This window comes from Alcaligenes sp. RM2, from assembly GCF_052931795.1.
The window spans coordinates 1-15,045 of record NZ_JBRFIO010000007.1 but is presented as its reverse complement, the minus strand read 5'-3'; the positions used below and the strand labels follow the sequence as shown (position 1 = coordinate 15,045).

Annotated in this window: 15 protein-coding genes and 2 pseudogenes; 10 read left to right on the top strand and 7 right to left on the bottom strand. The window is 55.4% G+C overall.

The features are described from left to right. Positions 1-77: 77 nt before the first annotated feature. A pseudogene (locus tag ACU6HM_RS17595) lies at positions 78-376 on the bottom strand (addiction module antidote protein). After that, positions 373-618 (bottom strand): annotated as a pseudogene (locus tag ACU6HM_RS17590) (type II toxin-antitoxin system RelE/ParE family toxin); the annotation flags it as partial. The pseudogenes ACU6HM_RS17595 and ACU6HM_RS17590, both read right to left, overlap by 4 nt. Positions 619-866: 248 nt before the next feature. Between ACU6HM_RS17590 and tauA the strand changes: the two are divergent. From tauA to tauC, 3 genes are read left to right on the top strand one after another with little or no spacing between them, the layout of a single operon-like run. Next, entirely contained in the window at positions 867-1,865 is a 999-nt protein-coding gene (gene tauA / locus ACU6HM_RS17585) for a taurine ABC transporter substrate-binding protein (RefSeq protein ID WP_446764145.1), read from the top strand. A gap of 5 nt (positions 1,866-1,870) precedes the next feature. Further along, the gene (gene tauB, locus ACU6HM_RS17580; protein WP_446764144.1) at positions 1,871-2,656 is read left to right on the top strand and encodes a taurine ABC transporter ATP-binding subunit; all 786 of its coding nucleotides are present in this window, start codon (positions 1,871-1,873) and stop codon (positions 2,654-2,656) included. A 16-nt stretch (positions 2,657-2,672) separates the two neighbouring features. Next, positions 2,673-3,563: a taurine ABC transporter permease TauC gene (tauC, locus tag ACU6HM_RS17575; RefSeq protein ID WP_446764143.1), complete on the top strand. Its 891-nt coding sequence runs from the start codon at positions 2,673-2,675 to the stop codon at positions 3,561-3,563. Between the two features lie 258 nt (positions 3,564-3,821). Here the strand turns inward: tauC and ACU6HM_RS17570 are convergent, their stop codons facing one another. Further along, positions 3,822-4,526, bottom strand: a complete 705-nt coding sequence (locus tag ACU6HM_RS17570) for an SDR family oxidoreductase (RefSeq protein ID WP_060186934.1) — start codon at positions 4,524-4,526, stop codon at positions 3,822-3,824. Between the two features lie 103 nt (positions 4,527-4,629). Here ACU6HM_RS17570 and ACU6HM_RS17565 point away from each other — a divergent pair, with 103 nt between their 5' ends. The 7 genes from ACU6HM_RS17565 to ACU6HM_RS17535 all read left to right on the top strand — a co-directional run bounded on the left by ACU6HM_RS17565 (position 4,630) and on the right by ACU6HM_RS17535 (position 11,694). Beyond that, positions 4,630-5,502 carry a LysR substrate-binding domain-containing protein gene (locus ACU6HM_RS17565; RefSeq protein ID WP_446764142.1) on the top strand — a complete coding sequence of 291 codons (873 nt, stop codon included), beginning with the start codon at positions 4,630-4,632 and terminating at the stop codon, positions 5,500-5,502. Between the two features lie 4 nt (positions 5,503-5,506). Beyond that, positions 5,507-5,689: a hypothetical protein gene (locus tag ACU6HM_RS17560; RefSeq protein WP_254499536.1), complete on the top strand. Its 183-nt coding sequence runs from the start codon at positions 5,507-5,509 to the stop codon at positions 5,687-5,689. Next, positions 5,686-6,030 carry a zinc ribbon domain-containing protein YjdM gene (locus tag ACU6HM_RS17555; protein ID WP_026484515.1) on the top strand — a complete coding sequence of 115 codons (345 nt, stop codon included), beginning with the start codon at positions 5,686-5,688 and terminating at the stop codon, positions 6,028-6,030. The genes ACU6HM_RS17560 and ACU6HM_RS17555 overlap by 4 nt, the downstream gene beginning before the upstream one ends. 195 nt (positions 6,031-6,225) lie before the next feature. Continuing rightward, complete coding sequence (locus ACU6HM_RS17550; protein WP_446764141.1) at positions 6,226-6,720, top strand: RNA polymerase sigma factor; 495 nt, start codon at positions 6,226-6,228, stop codon at positions 6,718-6,720. Continuing rightward, positions 6,717-7,661 carry a FecR family protein gene (locus tag ACU6HM_RS17545; protein WP_446764140.1) on the top strand — a complete coding sequence of 315 codons (945 nt, stop codon included), beginning with the start codon at positions 6,717-6,719 and terminating at the stop codon, positions 7,659-7,661. Before ACU6HM_RS17550 ends, ACU6HM_RS17545 begins: the two co-directional genes overlap by 4 nt. Before the next feature lie 101 nt (positions 7,662-7,762). Beyond that, positions 7,763-10,480: a secretin and TonB N-terminal domain-containing protein gene (locus ACU6HM_RS17540; protein WP_446764139.1), complete on the top strand. Its 2,718-nt coding sequence runs from the start codon at positions 7,763-7,765 to the stop codon at positions 10,478-10,480. Between the two features lie 191 nt (positions 10,481-10,671). After that, on the top strand, positions 10,672-11,694 hold the full coding sequence (locus ACU6HM_RS17535) for a cytochrome-c peroxidase (RefSeq protein ID WP_446764138.1): 1,023 nt from the start codon (positions 10,672-10,674) through the stop codon (positions 11,692-11,694). 93 nt (positions 11,695-11,787) lie between these two features. On the opposite strand, the gene dctP is transcribed toward ACU6HM_RS17535, so the two are convergent. From dctP to ACU6HM_RS17515, 4 genes are all read right to left on the bottom strand, one after another. Then, positions 11,788-12,885, bottom strand: a complete 1,098-nt coding sequence (gene dctP / locus ACU6HM_RS17530; protein ID WP_026484510.1) for a TRAP transporter substrate-binding protein DctP — start codon at positions 12,883-12,885, stop codon at positions 11,788-11,790. An 18-nt stretch (positions 12,886-12,903) separates the two neighbouring features. Then, positions 12,904-14,226: a TRAP transporter large permease gene (locus ACU6HM_RS17525; protein ID WP_009458431.1), complete on the bottom strand. Its 1,323-nt coding sequence runs from the start codon at positions 14,224-14,226 to the stop codon at positions 12,904-12,906. After that, positions 14,216-14,716 carry a TRAP transporter small permease subunit gene (locus ACU6HM_RS17520; RefSeq protein WP_009458438.1) on the bottom strand — a complete coding sequence of 167 codons (501 nt, stop codon included), beginning with the start codon at positions 14,714-14,716 and terminating at the stop codon, positions 14,216-14,218. The genes ACU6HM_RS17525 and ACU6HM_RS17520 overlap by 11 nt, the downstream gene beginning before the upstream one ends. A 252-nt stretch (positions 14,717-14,968) precedes the next feature. Beyond that, a partial coding sequence (locus ACU6HM_RS17515) for an IS3 family transposase (protein WP_446764091.1) occupies positions 14,969-15,045 on the bottom strand: 77 nt, incomplete at its 5' end.

The following is a 15,045-nucleotide window of genomic DNA, read 5'->3' as shown; positions in this document are numbered from 1 at the left end:
ACCACTCAGTGGGTGGCTTTTTTCTGTTACGGCAGATCAATTGGAAGTGCGCTTGTCCGCCAACCCCTGATAGCGCCCTATCGTGCATGAAGCGGCTCTGTCGTTAATTTCACCCCAGCAGCCCTCGCTAATTTCAGCACAGTGTCATATCGTGGCTTGGCACCGGGAGCGCCAGGGCCTTGTACAGGCTTTCTCGGCCTACACTGGCGTCTTTTGCCATCTTTGTCATGCCTCTGGCTTTAACCACATCCGCAAGCGCAGAAAGGAACAAGGCTGGATCGTCCTCTTCCAAAGCAGCAGAGAGGTACTCGGCGATAGATTCCTCACTATCAAGATATTCAGCGGCGTCGAAAGGGGCAGTTTTGATGGTGGTCATGATTGATCCTCCTGAATTTCTTTCCACATGGCGATTGCAGTTTTTATGTCTTGTTTTTGAGAGGACTTGTCGCCCCCGCTAAGTAGCAGATAGACCACACGGCCCTCACGAGCACAGTAGAGACGATAGCCCGGGCCGAAGTGGATGCGCATCTCAGACACGCCATCACTAATTGGCTTTACGTCTCCAAAATTACCCAGGCTGGCTTGTTTAATGCGAACCACGGTCTTCGCTCTGGCCTTGAGGTCTTTTAAGCCTCATAGCCAGGAGCTGAAGCTTTCGGTGCGATTGATCGTGTTCATGGGGTTGGCTGTATCTGTTCGGATACTCTCATGCAATGCAAAGTGCGTAGTTAGGGTGTTCACCCACCTCATAAATTCGCGCACTAACAATAAGCGAAATCGGTCTTTTGCCAACCGTCTCCCTTTGTCTATCCTGATTCCTCGACCCAACGGCTTATCCAGCCGCAAAAATAATCGAGGAATGCTCCATGTCGTTGACGCGAACTCTGCAGCATCTGGGCCTGGCCTTGGCGGCCAGCGTCGTAACTTTGGCAGCCCAGGCCACCAGCCTGACGGTTGCTTATCAGACCATTCCCAATCCGTCGAACGTGCCTCAGGCAGACGGGATTTATGAAAAAGAAACCGGCGCAAAAATCGACTGGCGCAAGTTTGATGGTGGGGCAGAGGTCATCAACGCCGTCGCTTCGGGTGATGTGCAGATTGCCTATTTAGGCTCCAGCCCTTTGGCCGCCGCAGTCAGTCGTAAATTACCTATAGAAACCTTTTTGGTCGCAGCTGAGTTGGGCACCAGCGAAGAGCTGGTGGTGCGTAACGGTTCTGGCATTCAGGCTCCGCAGGACCTCATTGGCAAGACGATTGCCACGCCCTTTGTGTCCACCAGCCATTACAGTCTGCTGGCTGCGCTCAAGCATTGGAAAATAGACCCCAAGCAGGTCAATATCATTAATCTGACGCCGGCCAATATCGTAGCGGCCTGGGCACGCGGTGATATTGATGGTGCTTATACGTGGGACCCGGCCTTGAGCAAGGCCAAGGAAAGCGGCAAGGTGCTGATCAGTTCCGGGGAACTGGCCAAGCTGGGTGCTCCGACTTTTGATGTGTGGTTGGTGCGCAAGGATTTTGCGGAAAAACATCCGGATATTGTGTCGGCTTTTGCGCGTGTCACCTTGGCTGCGTACGAGGGCTATACGCATGATCCTGCGGCCTGGGTAGCCAATGCCGACCACATCAACAAGCTGTCTCGCTTGACTGGTGCGACGCCTCAAGAAATCCCCAATGTTCTGGCTGGCAGCGGCTTTTTATCTGCGGCTGATCAAATCAAAACTTTAGGTCAGCCCACTGCCAAGGCCTTGGCCGATACCTCTGCCTTCCTGAAAGAGCAGGGCCGTATCGACGAGGTCTTGCCTGATTACGCCGCTTATACCACCAGCAAATATGTCGAGGCGGCTGCCTCGCTGGCCAGGTAATTCTGATGGCGCAGTTAACACTGAATCACGTCAGCGCACGTTATCCCGGTGCCGATCATTTGGCGCTGCGAGATGTGTCGCTGCAATTGGAGTCGGGGCAGTTGGTGGTGGTGCTGGGGCCTTCGGGAAGTGGCAAGACTACCTTGTTGAATCTGATTGCGGGCTTTACCTTGCCCAGCGCTGGAACAATTACCTTGGATGGCGAACCTGTGCGCGGCCCTGGGGCTGATCGCGGTGTGGTGTTCCAGGACGACGCCTTGCTGCCTTGGCAGACGGTTCTGGAAAATGTGGCTTTTGGTTTGACGCTGCGGGGGGAGTCCAAGGAGCAGCGGCAGGCTGCGGCCCGTCATCAATTGGCTCTGGTAGGGCTGGAGGGCTTGGAGCAGCGCCGTATCTGGCAATTGTCTGGTGGTCAGAAGCAGCGGGTGGGTATTGCTCGTGCTCTGACGGCGGACCCGCGTGTGCTCTTGCTGGATGAGCCTTTTGGGGCGCTGGATGCTTTCACCCGCGAGCAGGCTCAGACGCTGCTGTTGAATGTCTGGCAGCGTAGCGCCAAGCCTGTTTTTCTGATTACTCACGATATTGAAGAAGCTGTCTTTCTAGCTACCGATCTGATCATTTTGGGTGGTACGCCTGGGCATGTGGTGGAGCGTTTGGGGCTGGATTTTGGGCGACGTTACACCGATGGGCAGCCGGTGCGTCAGGTGAAGTCCTCACCAGAGTTCATCGCGGCGCGAGAACGTGTGCTGGAGCATGTGTTCTCGGCGCATCCTGTTGCGGCTTCGTCCTGAATTTAGGAGATTGTTCATGAAATCCTCTGCCGCTGGCGAAGTTCTGCAAGCAGGCGATATCGCAGGTTTGTCGGGCGCTTCGTCTTTAAGTGTGTGCAGCGATTCCAAGCCTAATCAATCAGCGTCCACTAAACCTCGGCAAACGTCTATTGCCGTGATCAGTTTGCTCACTTTAAGTGGGGTGTTGTTCTTGTGGTGGGCCCTTACCGAGTGGGGCTATGTGGACCCGCTGTTCCTGCCTTCACCCCAGGCTGTGCTGAGCCGTGTTTCTCGTTTGTTCTCGGTGGGCTATATGGATGCCACGGTGCTGCAGCATTTGGCGGCCAGTTTGTGGCGGATCAACTTGGCATTGATTGCGGCTGTTTTGTTGGCGATTCCTACGGGTATCGCGATTGGCCGTAATCGTATTGTCCAGGGCATTCTGGATCCTTTGATTGAGTTCTATCGCCCGATTCCGCCGCTGGCGTATTTGCCTTTGATCGTGATCTGGTTTGGGATTGGCGAGCTGTCCAAAGTGCTGCTGATTTATCTGGCGATTTTTGCGCCGATCACGATTGCGACGGCTGGCGGGGTGCGTAATGTGGATCCGGTGAAATTGCGTGCGGCTCAATCTCTGGGGGCGACGCGTGTTCAGTTGCTGCGTTACATCATCATCCCCAGCGCCTTGCCTGATATTTTGACGGGCTTGCGCATCGGTTTGGGAGTGGGGTGGTCAACCCTTGTGGCTTCGGAGCTGGTTGCTGCCACGCGTGGTTTGGGATTCATGGTTCAGTCAGCAGGGCAGTTTCTGGCAACTGATGTGGTGATGGCGGGGATTCTGCTTATTGCCTTGGTGGCGTTTGTGCTTGAAATCGGTTTGCGTCGATTGCAGGCCAAGCTTGTTCCGTGGCACGGGCAAGCGCGTTAGCAGCTGGGATGTGATTGTTCGCCTGGAGTTTTTGGTGCAGAGGTTCAGAGTTGATGTTGTGCGGTGTGAGTAGGTCGGCTCTCGTTCGAGCCGACCTGGACTTCCAGGCACCGTAGCATTGGGTCAAGACATGATTATTGCTTTGCTGGTTTATTCCTCAGCTGCTGGATTGAATTCATGGATCCCATAAGGCCTTTATTTAGTGTGCGAACAGTAGCCTTAGTGTGAGCACAGCCAGTCAGCTCAGCTCTTGGCAGTTCACACCGACCGAGTCAGTCCACCATCCACTTTGATGTTCTGTCCCGTAATGTAGCCAGCCCCATCCGACAACAAAAACGCAATTGTCGCGGCAATTTCCTCGGCTTTTCCATAACGTCCCATAGGCACGCTTTCTCGACGCTCTTCGGTCGCCGGCAGGCTATCAATCCAGCCAGGCAGCACGTTGTTCATGCGTACATTCTTGGCTGCATAGCTGTCCGCAAAAATCTTGGTGAAGCTGGCTAGCCCGGCGCGGAATACCGCCGAAGTGGGGAACATCTCCGCAGGCTCAAACGCCCAGGCTGTAGAAATATTCACAATAGCCCCACCACCTTGCGCGGCCATGATGGGCGCTACCAGTCGTGCTGGACGCACGGCATTCAGAAAGTAGACATCCATGCCCTTATGCCAGTCTTCGTCGCTGATCTCCAGAACCGGGCCGCGTGGACCGTGTCCAGCGGAGCTGACCAGGGCGTCGATACGCCCCCAGCGCTGCATGGCCAGGTCAACCAGGCGCTGTAGATCTTCGTTAGATTGATTCGAGCCAGTCAGGCCCACCCCGCCCAGTTCTTTAGCCAGTGCCTCGCCCTTGCCGGACGAGGACAGGATGGCGACGCGATAACCATCTTGAGCCAGCCTGCGGGCCGCAGCGGCGCCCATGCCCGAGCCGCCTGCGCTAATAAGTGCTACTTTTTCTACAGTCATGAGAGCCTCCATATGTTGAGATTGATATTATTATTTCAGTCTGGAATGGAAAAATCATGCGATAAATGAACCCTCCAGGATGTAGAAAAACTACTGTCAAAAAATGATGAAATCTCGCCGTTCATTGCCTCCGCTCAATGCCTTGCGTGCTTTTGAAGTGTCTGGCCGTCGTTTGAGTTTTCGTGCCGCAGCGGATGAGCTGGGCGTGACTCAAGGTGCGGTCGCCCAGCAAGTCCGGGCTTTGGAAGAGCATCTGGGGCTGGCGCTGTTTCAGCGTCATCCGCGTGGTTTGCAGCTGACTTTAGCGGGCGCGGCCTATTTGGCCGAGGTGACTCGTGCTTTTGACACTTTGGCTGATGCAACAGGGCGCTTGTTGGTGCGCCCCGATACAGTCACGATCAGCGTCACGCCCACGGTGGCGGCCAAATTGCTGATTCCCCGCCTGGGGGATTTGCAAGCGGCCTTGCCCGATGTGGAGCTGCGTACCGTGGCAACCGAGGCCTTGTCGGATTTTGAGCGCGATCAGGTTGATATTGCCGTGCGCCTGACTCGTCCACCGTTTGCTCCGGATCTGGAGGCCCGGCTATTGTTTCGTCAGGATCTGGTGGCCGTGGCCAGCCCTCGTTTGGTAGGGAGCATGACGCTTCCATTGTCGATTGAGCAACTGCGTGCTTTACCTTTATTGCATGATGCTCACGATCATTGGGCTACGTTTTTGAAAGGCAGTGGCAGATTGCCGGGCCCGGTGTTCAACCAGACAACGCTGGCATTGGATGCAGCCATGGCGGGTCAAGGTGTGGCTTTGGCGTGCAGGGCTTTTGTGGCAACAGAGCTGGCCGCTGGGCGTCTGGTGCAGGTGGCGGAAGCAGGGGCTTTAGGGCCGGATTTCTATCTGGTACGCAAGCGATCAGCGCCGGTCAGACAGTCGGTGGAGGCAGTATGGGATTGGTGCTTGAAGAGATTGTTAATTCTGTAGCCTGATGCGCAGTTTATTTGCCCTTTTTAAGGGGGCTGACGTTGCTATGAATGAGGTACGGCTTGGCCGCAAGCTCATTGCCATGGTTGATGTGAATCTTGCGTTTTTGGTCTTCCTGATGCAAAGGGCTAAACTGGCCGCACTTCTGGTGCAGCAGCACCCAGCTTTTTACAGGAAAAAAATATGAGCACACCGCTTCCCTGTCCTCAGTGCACCTTGGAAAATACCTACCATGACACCGAGCAATGGGTATGTGCCGATTGTGGCTATGAATGGCAAGACGCGGACCCGGCTGCCGAAACAGATACCGATGACGATGAGCTGATCGTCAAGGACAGCAACGGTAACTTGCTGGCTGCGGGCGACGATGTGATTCTGATCCGCGACTTGAAGGTTAAAGGCTCCAGCACCTTGAAGAAAGGTGCCAAGGCCAAAGGCATACGTCTGGTTCGTGGTGACCACGAAGTCGATTGCAAGATTGATGGGATCAGCTACTTGTTGAAGGCCATGTATTTGAAGAAAGCCTAAGTACTCAAACTTAGGTTTTTTCAGGCGCAGCGTATAGACACGCTGCGCTTTTTTTATGCGTACAGACAGGGGAATACATCCAGGCGACAGCAACTATCAGCCAACGTATTGATGGCAGGTAGTCGCAAACAAGGCGCTGGACATGTATATAATAATGAGAATGATTATTAATTAGATGCTAACCTGATTGTCTCTATGTCCAAGTTGACGGCGGCGTTCCTGACCCACTACCCGGATTTGATCCGCTATCTGCGCAAGCGTACTCATTGCTCTGAACTGGCGCAAGATTGCGCGCATGACACCTGGCTGCGTTTGCTGGAGAAGGGCAAGCAGGTCACGGCAGACAACCACCGGGCTTATGTGTTCAGAGTGGCTGCCAATATTGTGGCGGACTGGTATCGGCGTCAAACACGTGAGCAGGCTGCTTTCGATGGCTACGCCTTGAGTGTCGCCCATCACCATGCCCCGGATACGTATGAGGAAGTGCTGGCCAAGGAAACCTTGCAGCGTCTGGAGCAGGCCTTGATGGCCCAGTCCCAGCGCAGTGTGCGGATTTTCCTGATGCATCGCTGTGAGGAGATGAGCTACGCGCAGATCGCCCAGAAGTTGTCAGTGTCCGAGAGCACGATTGAGAAACACATGATGCGCATTTTGCTGGTGGCGCACCAAGTCTTTAATTCCGCAGTATGAACGCGCAGCCAGATTCGGCCTGGAGCCGAGTAGATGAAGACGCCGCCCGCTGGGTGGTGCGTAAAGAAGGCACCAAGCTGGAGCCGGACGCCCTGGCCCAGTTCGACGCCTGGTATGAAGCCGATCCGTTGCATGCCCAAACCTACGATGCCTTGGCAGCCAGTTGGCGGAGGCTGGATCAGGTTTCGGTGTTGCCTATCGCCCGTAAAAAGAGAAAGTCACGCGTCAAAACCCTGGCCAGTGCCTGTGTCTTGATGGGAGCGTCTTTTTACGCCTGGCAGATGTTTGAGCTGCAAGGCTCGATCCGCAGCGGGGTGGAGATCACTCAGTTGAGTTTGCCTGATGGCTCGGTGGCGATTCTGGACGCACAGACTCGTGTGCGTCTGAATTTTGAAAATGGCCAACGACAAGTCAGCGTGGAGTCGGGGCGTGCCTTCTTCCAGGTGGTGCCTGCTTCGCCCCAGACAGGTCCGTTCATCGTGCAGGCCGGTCCGGCACAAGCGACGGCTTTGGGAACGCGCTACGAGGTCAGCCTTAAAGATCAGATCAGCGCCGTGGCGGTATACGAACATACCGTGCAGGTGCAGTGCCAGTCTTGCGAGAGCTCGCAGCCAGTGATCTTGCAGCCGGGAGACAGTGCCACGGTAGCGGGCGGGCAACTGCGGGCGCAGTTGGCTCAGCCTGCAACGTCCACATATGCGGAAGCGGCGCCCGCCTGGGTGAACGGCTTGCTGAGCTTTGATGATGTCAGCTTGCGGGACGTAGCCCGTCAGTTGGGCGAATACACCCATCGAGTGATCTGGATTGGCAGCGAGCAGGCGGGCTCAATGCGAGTGTCCGGTGTGGTGCAAGCGGCTCGCCCAGCCGCTGCCCTGAACTTGCTGACCTCGGGCCAAGGCTTGCAAATCAAGGAGTTACCAGGACTTATAGTTATTTACTAATGATAATTATTAACAATTAAAAAATACGATGGCAATCAGGGGTGAGGGGAGAGGGGTAGCACAGCGTCCTGAGGGTAGTTGTTTACATAGGATGCTCAATCATGAAGTGCGCTTTGCAGGACACGCCGTCTCTTTTTGCCTTGCGCAGGCAAGCTCGCCCCGGCGTGACAACCAAGTCCCTTTCTTCTTCCCAAGGCTCGCGCTTCAAGCAGGGGCAAATGGCTTTCTTGATGGCCAGTGTTTTGCTCGTGATGCAGCCCATGCCGGCACACGCTGCCGGGCCTATTGTGCTGGATATGGCCTCTCAGCCTTTGGCGGATGCACTTTTGCAAATTGGCCGTCTGGCCCAGGTGGAAATTGCGTTTTCACCGGGACAGGTTCGGGAAAAGCGAGCCGTGGCCTTGCAGGGCGAACTGACGGTTGAGCAGGCCTTGGATACCTTACTGGCCCCTTGGGGACTGGCGGCCAGAGCCCAGGGCGATCAGCGCTATACGATTGTGACGGCTACTGTTGCCAAAGGTTTGTCCGTGCTGGAGCCCGTCCGCGTACAAGGCCAGCGTGTTGGTGAACGCAACTATACCCGCGAGGAACTGGATCAACGTGCTGCAGGTAACCGCGACCTGTCCAGTCTTCTGGCCGATAACCCGGCCGTGCGTCAGAACGAGGCCGCGAAAACCAGTGCCAACCGTGGCTCTCTGGCGCTGGAGGATATCAGCTTCTACGGGGCCAGTCCGTTCCAGAATCAGTTCCAGATTGATGGCATCAGCTCCACCAATCAGATTGATCCTGCCAGCCGCAATTTGAATTTGCAGGTGGGCAATGTGCCTGCCTACTCCCAGGCCTACAACCTGGACACGAATATGCTGGAAAGCGTGACGGTGCTCGATAGCAGCATTCCCGTGGAATACGGCCGCTTCACTGGGGGCGTGGTCGATGCCAAGGTGCGTGATCCCAAGGGCAATAACAGCTTCCGTGCGGACTTCAGCTACAACTCCTCCGGGCTGACCTCGCAGACCGTGCCAGAAGAGCAGAAGAAAAAGTTCGGGGCAGGTGAACCCGGTTTCACCCCTGCCTGGACCAAGCGTTTTTCGTCCGCCATGCTGGATGTGGGCATTACGGGCAATACTGCGGCCTTGATCAATGTGTCCCGGCGTGAGTCCAGCATTGATCGCACCATGCGTGTCTTGCACGAGAAGGAGTTCACCGATGTGAATACCAACTCCAAAGACCGTGTCGATAATGTGTTCGCCAAAGTCCATACCCGTTGGAGCGCCAGCACGGACTCCGCCTTGACCTTCAAGTACGCGGATCGACGCGAGGATCTGGTCGATTCCGGCATGATGGCCAATCGTGTTCAGTGGCAGCATCAACAAAAAGCCTATGGTCTGGGTTTCGACCTGAATCATGACTTTGGCTGGGGGCAAGGGCGGGTTCAGCTGGGTTACGACCAGATGAACAGCTACCGTAATTCCGACGGCACGGAATATATGGTCAATATGGTGTTTCTGCCCAATGGCCGCCCCGACTACACCTATATCAGCGGTGGTTTCGGGCAGGAGTCTACCGAGCAACGCAATCTGACCATGAAGACCCGACTGGAGTTCAAGCCGTTTCAGACCGGGGCCATTGAACATACGTCCTACGTAGGTTTTGAGCTGGCCCATACCAAGGGAGAGTTTGTCCGAGATCGGGATGCCTATGGGGGGCAGAAACGCCATTACAGCGATGGGCAGCCCAGCAAGGTTCAGGTCTTGAATTATTACCGCGCTGGAGAGGTGGGCGTCAGCTATACCAATGCGTCCGTTTATGTATCGGACCGCATGTCCTGGCAGCGTCTGGCCCTGACAACGGGCTTGCGCATGGATAAGGACAATTACTTTGGCAATACCAATCTGGCTCCGCGCACCTTGCTGGAATGGGATGTGCTGGGAACGGGTGAAACCCGTCTGTCGGGTGGCTGGTCGCGCTATTACGGCATGGATATTCTTGGAATTGCCATGCGCGAGCGCAAGAGCCAACTGCACACCTTGCTGGTGACGGGCGGTAATCCGGTAGACCGTCCTTCGCATACGGCCTACAAGCTGGATGGCCTGAAAACCCCGTATGACGACGAGTGGGCCTTGCGTTTGCAGCAACAGCTGACGAACAAAGTGGCCGCCGAACTGGCCTATGTGCGCCGCTATGGCCGTCAACAAGTTTCTATCGAAGGGCTGGCGAAGACAGGCTACACCTACACCAATAATGGCAAGTCCAAAACCGATGCCGTTACCTTGAGTTTGATGAACACGGCCCCTTGGACCTTGGGCGAGAGCTTGTGGACGGGGCGTGTGGATGTGACCTATCAGCACAGCAAGCGTAATAACAAGTTGGCCGACGGTTATGACGGTGAAGCCGAGGCACAGGAGGAGAACATCTATTACAACGGCGACCTGATACGCCGTGGTGATCGTCCAGTGGGGGACTACAACCTGCCTTGGCGAGTCAGCGCTGGCGTAACCGGCATGTGGGCGCGTTATGGTTTGCAGATGAACAACCGGATCAATTGGAACAGCGCCCGCATGGATGTGCACTATGTGGGTCTGAATCGGGGCGATGGGCTGGAGAAGTATGAATCCGGTCGGGTCGGTTCTTATTGGACCTGGGATATGCGTCTGGATTGGGAGCCGGCCATGCTTAAAGGTCTGGGCCTGGGGCTGGATGTGCTGAACGTGCTGGACAAGCAAGCACCCGTGGTGGTCTCGACACCAACCTCGGTGCTGAATCCGAACCTATATCGCACAGGACGAGAGCTGTGGCTGCGCGCTTCCTATCGGTATTAACAGGAGGACGAGCGGGCGCAAGTTTGCTGATGGCGGCACTGGCAACAGTGCTGTCAGGGGCAGCTTGCGCGGCGGGGGGATTGGAGACAGGAGCGGACCAGAAGCTTGGCCCAGGTTTAGCTTCTGCTCCTGTGGTCACTACGGGGCTTTCCGCGTCGGAGACAACAGAGCAATCCTGTGGAGCTAAGGACATGCTTGAGGCCAGGTGTCTACGCGCCCTCTATAAAAATGTCCCCGTTCAATGGCCTGCGCCCACTATTGATCCGGGGCAGCCCTGGCAAGAGTGGGGGCCCGTGCCTGGGCCTGGCTCCAGCGCCCAGCCCGAGGCGGCAGAGGATGCCAGGAACACGCAGATCGTCTCCTTGGGCGCCCGATTGTTTTTTGACACGCAGCTGTCGCGTAAAAAACAGATCTCCTGTGCGTCCTGTCATCAGCCCGACAAGTCCTTTACCGATGGCAAGGCATCAGCGGTAGGGGAGGACGGCTTGATGGGCAAGCGCCGTACTCCACCCTTGTTTGCTGCGCCTTTCGCCCAAGATCTGTTCTGGGATGGCCGTGCACGAACCTTGCAGGAGCAAGTCGTTGGCCCCATAGAAAACCCGGTAGAAATGAACCATGCCTTGAGTGACTTGATTCCACGTTTGCAGGATTCGGAAGGCTATCGTCAGGCATTTCAACAAGCCTTTGGCGCATCTTCATCCAATTCCATCGACGCTGAGCGGCTGGCCCGAGCCCTGGCCGCCTATGTCGTTACCATTCGCCCGGCAGCAACGCGCTTTGATGAATTTATCGCCGGGAATACGGCTGCCTTGAATGATCAGGAACTGATCGGCCTGCACCTGTTCCGTACCAAGGCGCGCTGCATGAATTGCCATAACGGCCCCATGCTGACAGACAACGGTTTTCACAATATCGGCCTGTCTTTTTATGGGCGTCGCTTGCAGGATCTGGGACGATTTGAATGGACCCGAGATCCTGCGGATCTGGGGCTGTTCCGAACACCTAGCCTGCGCAATGTTGCCAAGGCAGGTCCCTGGATGCACAACGGTTTGTTCCCCAGCCTGGATGGCCTGTTGCGTATGTATGACGTAGCAATGGGGCCGGACCCTAAAGAAACCGGCCTTTTGGTGCCGCGTAAATCGGAATGGATACGGGTCTTGAACTTGAGCGACGAGGAGCTTCAGGCTTTGCTGGCCTTTCTGCAGGTCCTGTAGCGATCAAAGCGATTCAGACTTGATTGCGGGGCGCATAAAAAAAGCGATAGTGGCGGACCACTATCGCTTTTAAGCTCATTGGAGGAGGGCGTTTTATTTCAGGCAGGCTTTGATTTTTTCCAGATCCGGGCCATCAATCGGGCGTCCCAGATTGAAGGGCATGGAGGTTTCGCGCCAGTCCTTGTAGTCATGCAGGTATTCCATCTGGCTGGCATATACCTTGGCCGCATCAGGATTGCTGCAAGCCATGGAAATCATCACCTCGTTGGTGACTTGCTGAATGGTCTTCAGGCTTTCATCATCCATGCGGTGTATTTCCACGCCAGCTTTCTGGAAGGTGCGCAGACCTTCTGTCGCTTTTTTCTCTGTAAAAGCAATGGACCACATCATGGTGGCGTCGGCGGCAATTTGCAGTTTCTCCTTGGCCGAATCACTGAGTGCATCCCAGGCGGTTTTATTGATCATGACGCCAAACACGGAAGCGGACTGATGCCAACCCGGCGTGGTCCAGTGCTTGGTGACCTGATGCAGCCCGGCAGAAACGTCCACGTTCGGCGTGGAGAACTCGGCTCCCTCGATCACGCCGCGTTCAAGCGATTGATACAGTTCCTGGCCAGCCATGGAAACCTGCGTGCCACCAATCTTTTCCAGCACCTTGCCTTGTTCGAGGCCAGAGAGGCGCAGACGCTTGCCCTTGATTTCTTCCAGATTGCGAATCGGCACATTGGTATGGAAGCCGGATTCGTTATTGGTGATGGCGTAGGGGAGGTACACCATGCCGTACTTGCCGTAGATCTCGTTATAAAGCTCGGCGCCACCCCATTCCTTGATCCAGTTGGCGTAGTCAACCGCGTTGAACAGGCTGGAGTGTGTTCCTAAAGGGGAGAAAGCGGGGTTGCGGCCTGCCCAGTAGCCCGGCCAGTCGGCTCCGGCTTGTATGGTGCCGGACTCCACCGCGCTGAAGACCTCGCCGGTTGGAACCAGTGCGCCGCCTTCAAAGAACTCGATTTTCAGTTCGTCGCCGACCAGCTTGTTAGCCAGCTCTACCCATTTCTTGTCCAGCTCCACCAGCTCGATCGAAGCGGGCCAGGTACTGGTCATGGTCCACTTTTGTGCCGCCTGGCTCAGGCTGGTCATGCCCAGCAGGGCAAAACCCGTCAAGGCGAAGAGTGCCTTCTTTGTCAGTTTCATGGTGTCTCCTTGTTTTATTTAAGTTCCGTACAGGACGGTGGGTAGCCAAGTGGCCAGGCCAGGGAAAATGGCCAGCAAGATGCACATCAAAATAATCAGGGCAATGAATGGAATGACGCCGGTAATGATCTCCATGGTTTTGACGGATTTGGGCGTAATGGCCCGCAAGTAAAACAGTGCATAACCAAAGGGAGGGGTCAGGAAAGAGGTCTGCAACACAACGGCGACCAGAATCACAAACCATAGCAGGCTGATGCCCATCTCTTGCACAATGGGCAACAGAATCGGGAAGGAAAGCAGGACAATACCGGTCCAGTCCAGAAAGCAGCCCAGCGCAAAAATAATCAGCAGCATCACCACGATAAGTAGCCAGGGCTCCATATCCAGGCCACGCATCAGATCCTGTGCGGCACCCAGACCGCCGGTGATATTAAAGACGCCGGTAAAGGCGGTTGCACCCACCACGATAAATAAGATCATGGAGGAAGTACGGCCCGTTTCGTAAAGCGCATTCAGGAAAATGGACCATTTGAATTTGCCCCGGAAAATAACGATCAGCAGGGACAGCAACACCCCAATGGCCGAGGCTTCCGTGGCCGTTGCAATACCGGCCAGCATGGAGCCCAGAATGCCCAGAATCAAAAAGATAGGAGGCACGGCTTCCACCAGCAGCATGCGGATCAGGGCGGGCTTGGAGATCTTTTCATCAGGCTCCACCGAGGGGGCACGTTCCGGGTGACGCCAGGCTACGAACACCACCCAGACGGCATACAGCAGGCCCAGCAGGACACCCGGTATCAATGCACCAGCGAACAGCTCACCGATGGACAGGGGAGAGTAGCTGGCCATCAAGATCAACATGATGGACGGTGGAATCAGAATGCCCAGACAGCCGGAGGCCGCAATAACACCGGTGGTCAGCTTGGGGCAGTAGCCGTATCGCAACATGGGGCGCAAGGCCATCATGCCGGTGACGGTAATGGAGGCGCCAATAATGCCGGTGGTCGCTGCCAGAAGGATGGAGATGAACACTACGGCCAGTGCCAGCCCGCCACGAACGCGGGACATGAGCAGGCGCAAGGCTTCGAACATCTTGTCAGTCACTTCCGAGTCGGACAGGAAGCGCGCCATCAGGATGAATAAAGGAATGGCGATCAGGGTGTAGTTGTCCAGGACATCGCCGTAAATGCGGTTGACGACAATGCCCAGAACCATGGGCTTGCCAGCCACCATTGCGCCGATGACGGCGGTACTACCCAGAACAAAGGCCAAGGGATGGCCCATGAATAGCCCAAGCAGGAGCAGGCCACCCATGACAAGTGCAATCAGTTCAGGCGTCATGGTGAGCGGCTTCCTTCTGGGTCAACAAACGAATAACTTCAGCAATGCCCTGGAGAAGCAAAAGCGCGGCGGCCAGGACCATGGACATCTTCAAGGGATAGACGGGCAACTGTACTGCGCCGTACGTGGTTTCGCCTTGCGCCAGCGAGCGCATGGCGAAGTCGTAGCTGCGTGTCAGAAATACCCAGGCAAAAGGGAAGAAGAAAATCAGATAACCCGCAATCTCGGTCCATTTGCGAACGGTGGGGGAAAAGCGGTTGATCAGCAAATCCACCCGGACATGGGCCTGATGTTTAAGTGCGTAGGCGCCCAGCATCAGAAAGTAGAACCCATATAGCTGCTTGGTGACGTCAAAAGTCCAGCGAGTGGGCTGATTCATCACATAGCGCATGAACACTTCGTAAATAATAATGGCGGAGAAAATGATGGCAATAAAGGAAATGAGCTTTCCTATCCATTCATTGATTGAGTCGATTAGACGCAAAACCATGCTTGTCCCTTTTGTACGTTTTTATTGGCCACACACCGGGTTTAGTCTATGAGTAAGCTCTAAAGCGCCACAACTTGGGTTTACCCTTACGTAAACTTGAGTTTAATAATTAAGGGTAATAAGGCGTAAATAAGGGTGATTTTCTTGGGAAATCGTGCTGGGCCTGAAGGTGAAAGCCAGATTTTCGGGGCGACAATGAGCATGAAAAAAGCCACCCGTTGAACTGACCCCCATAAGTTGGACGGTCAGAAGTTAGAGCTCGAAGGCCTGAGTTCGGTATTGCACCGGGCTCAGGCCTTTTAGTTTGAGCTTGATGCGGTCGTGGTTGT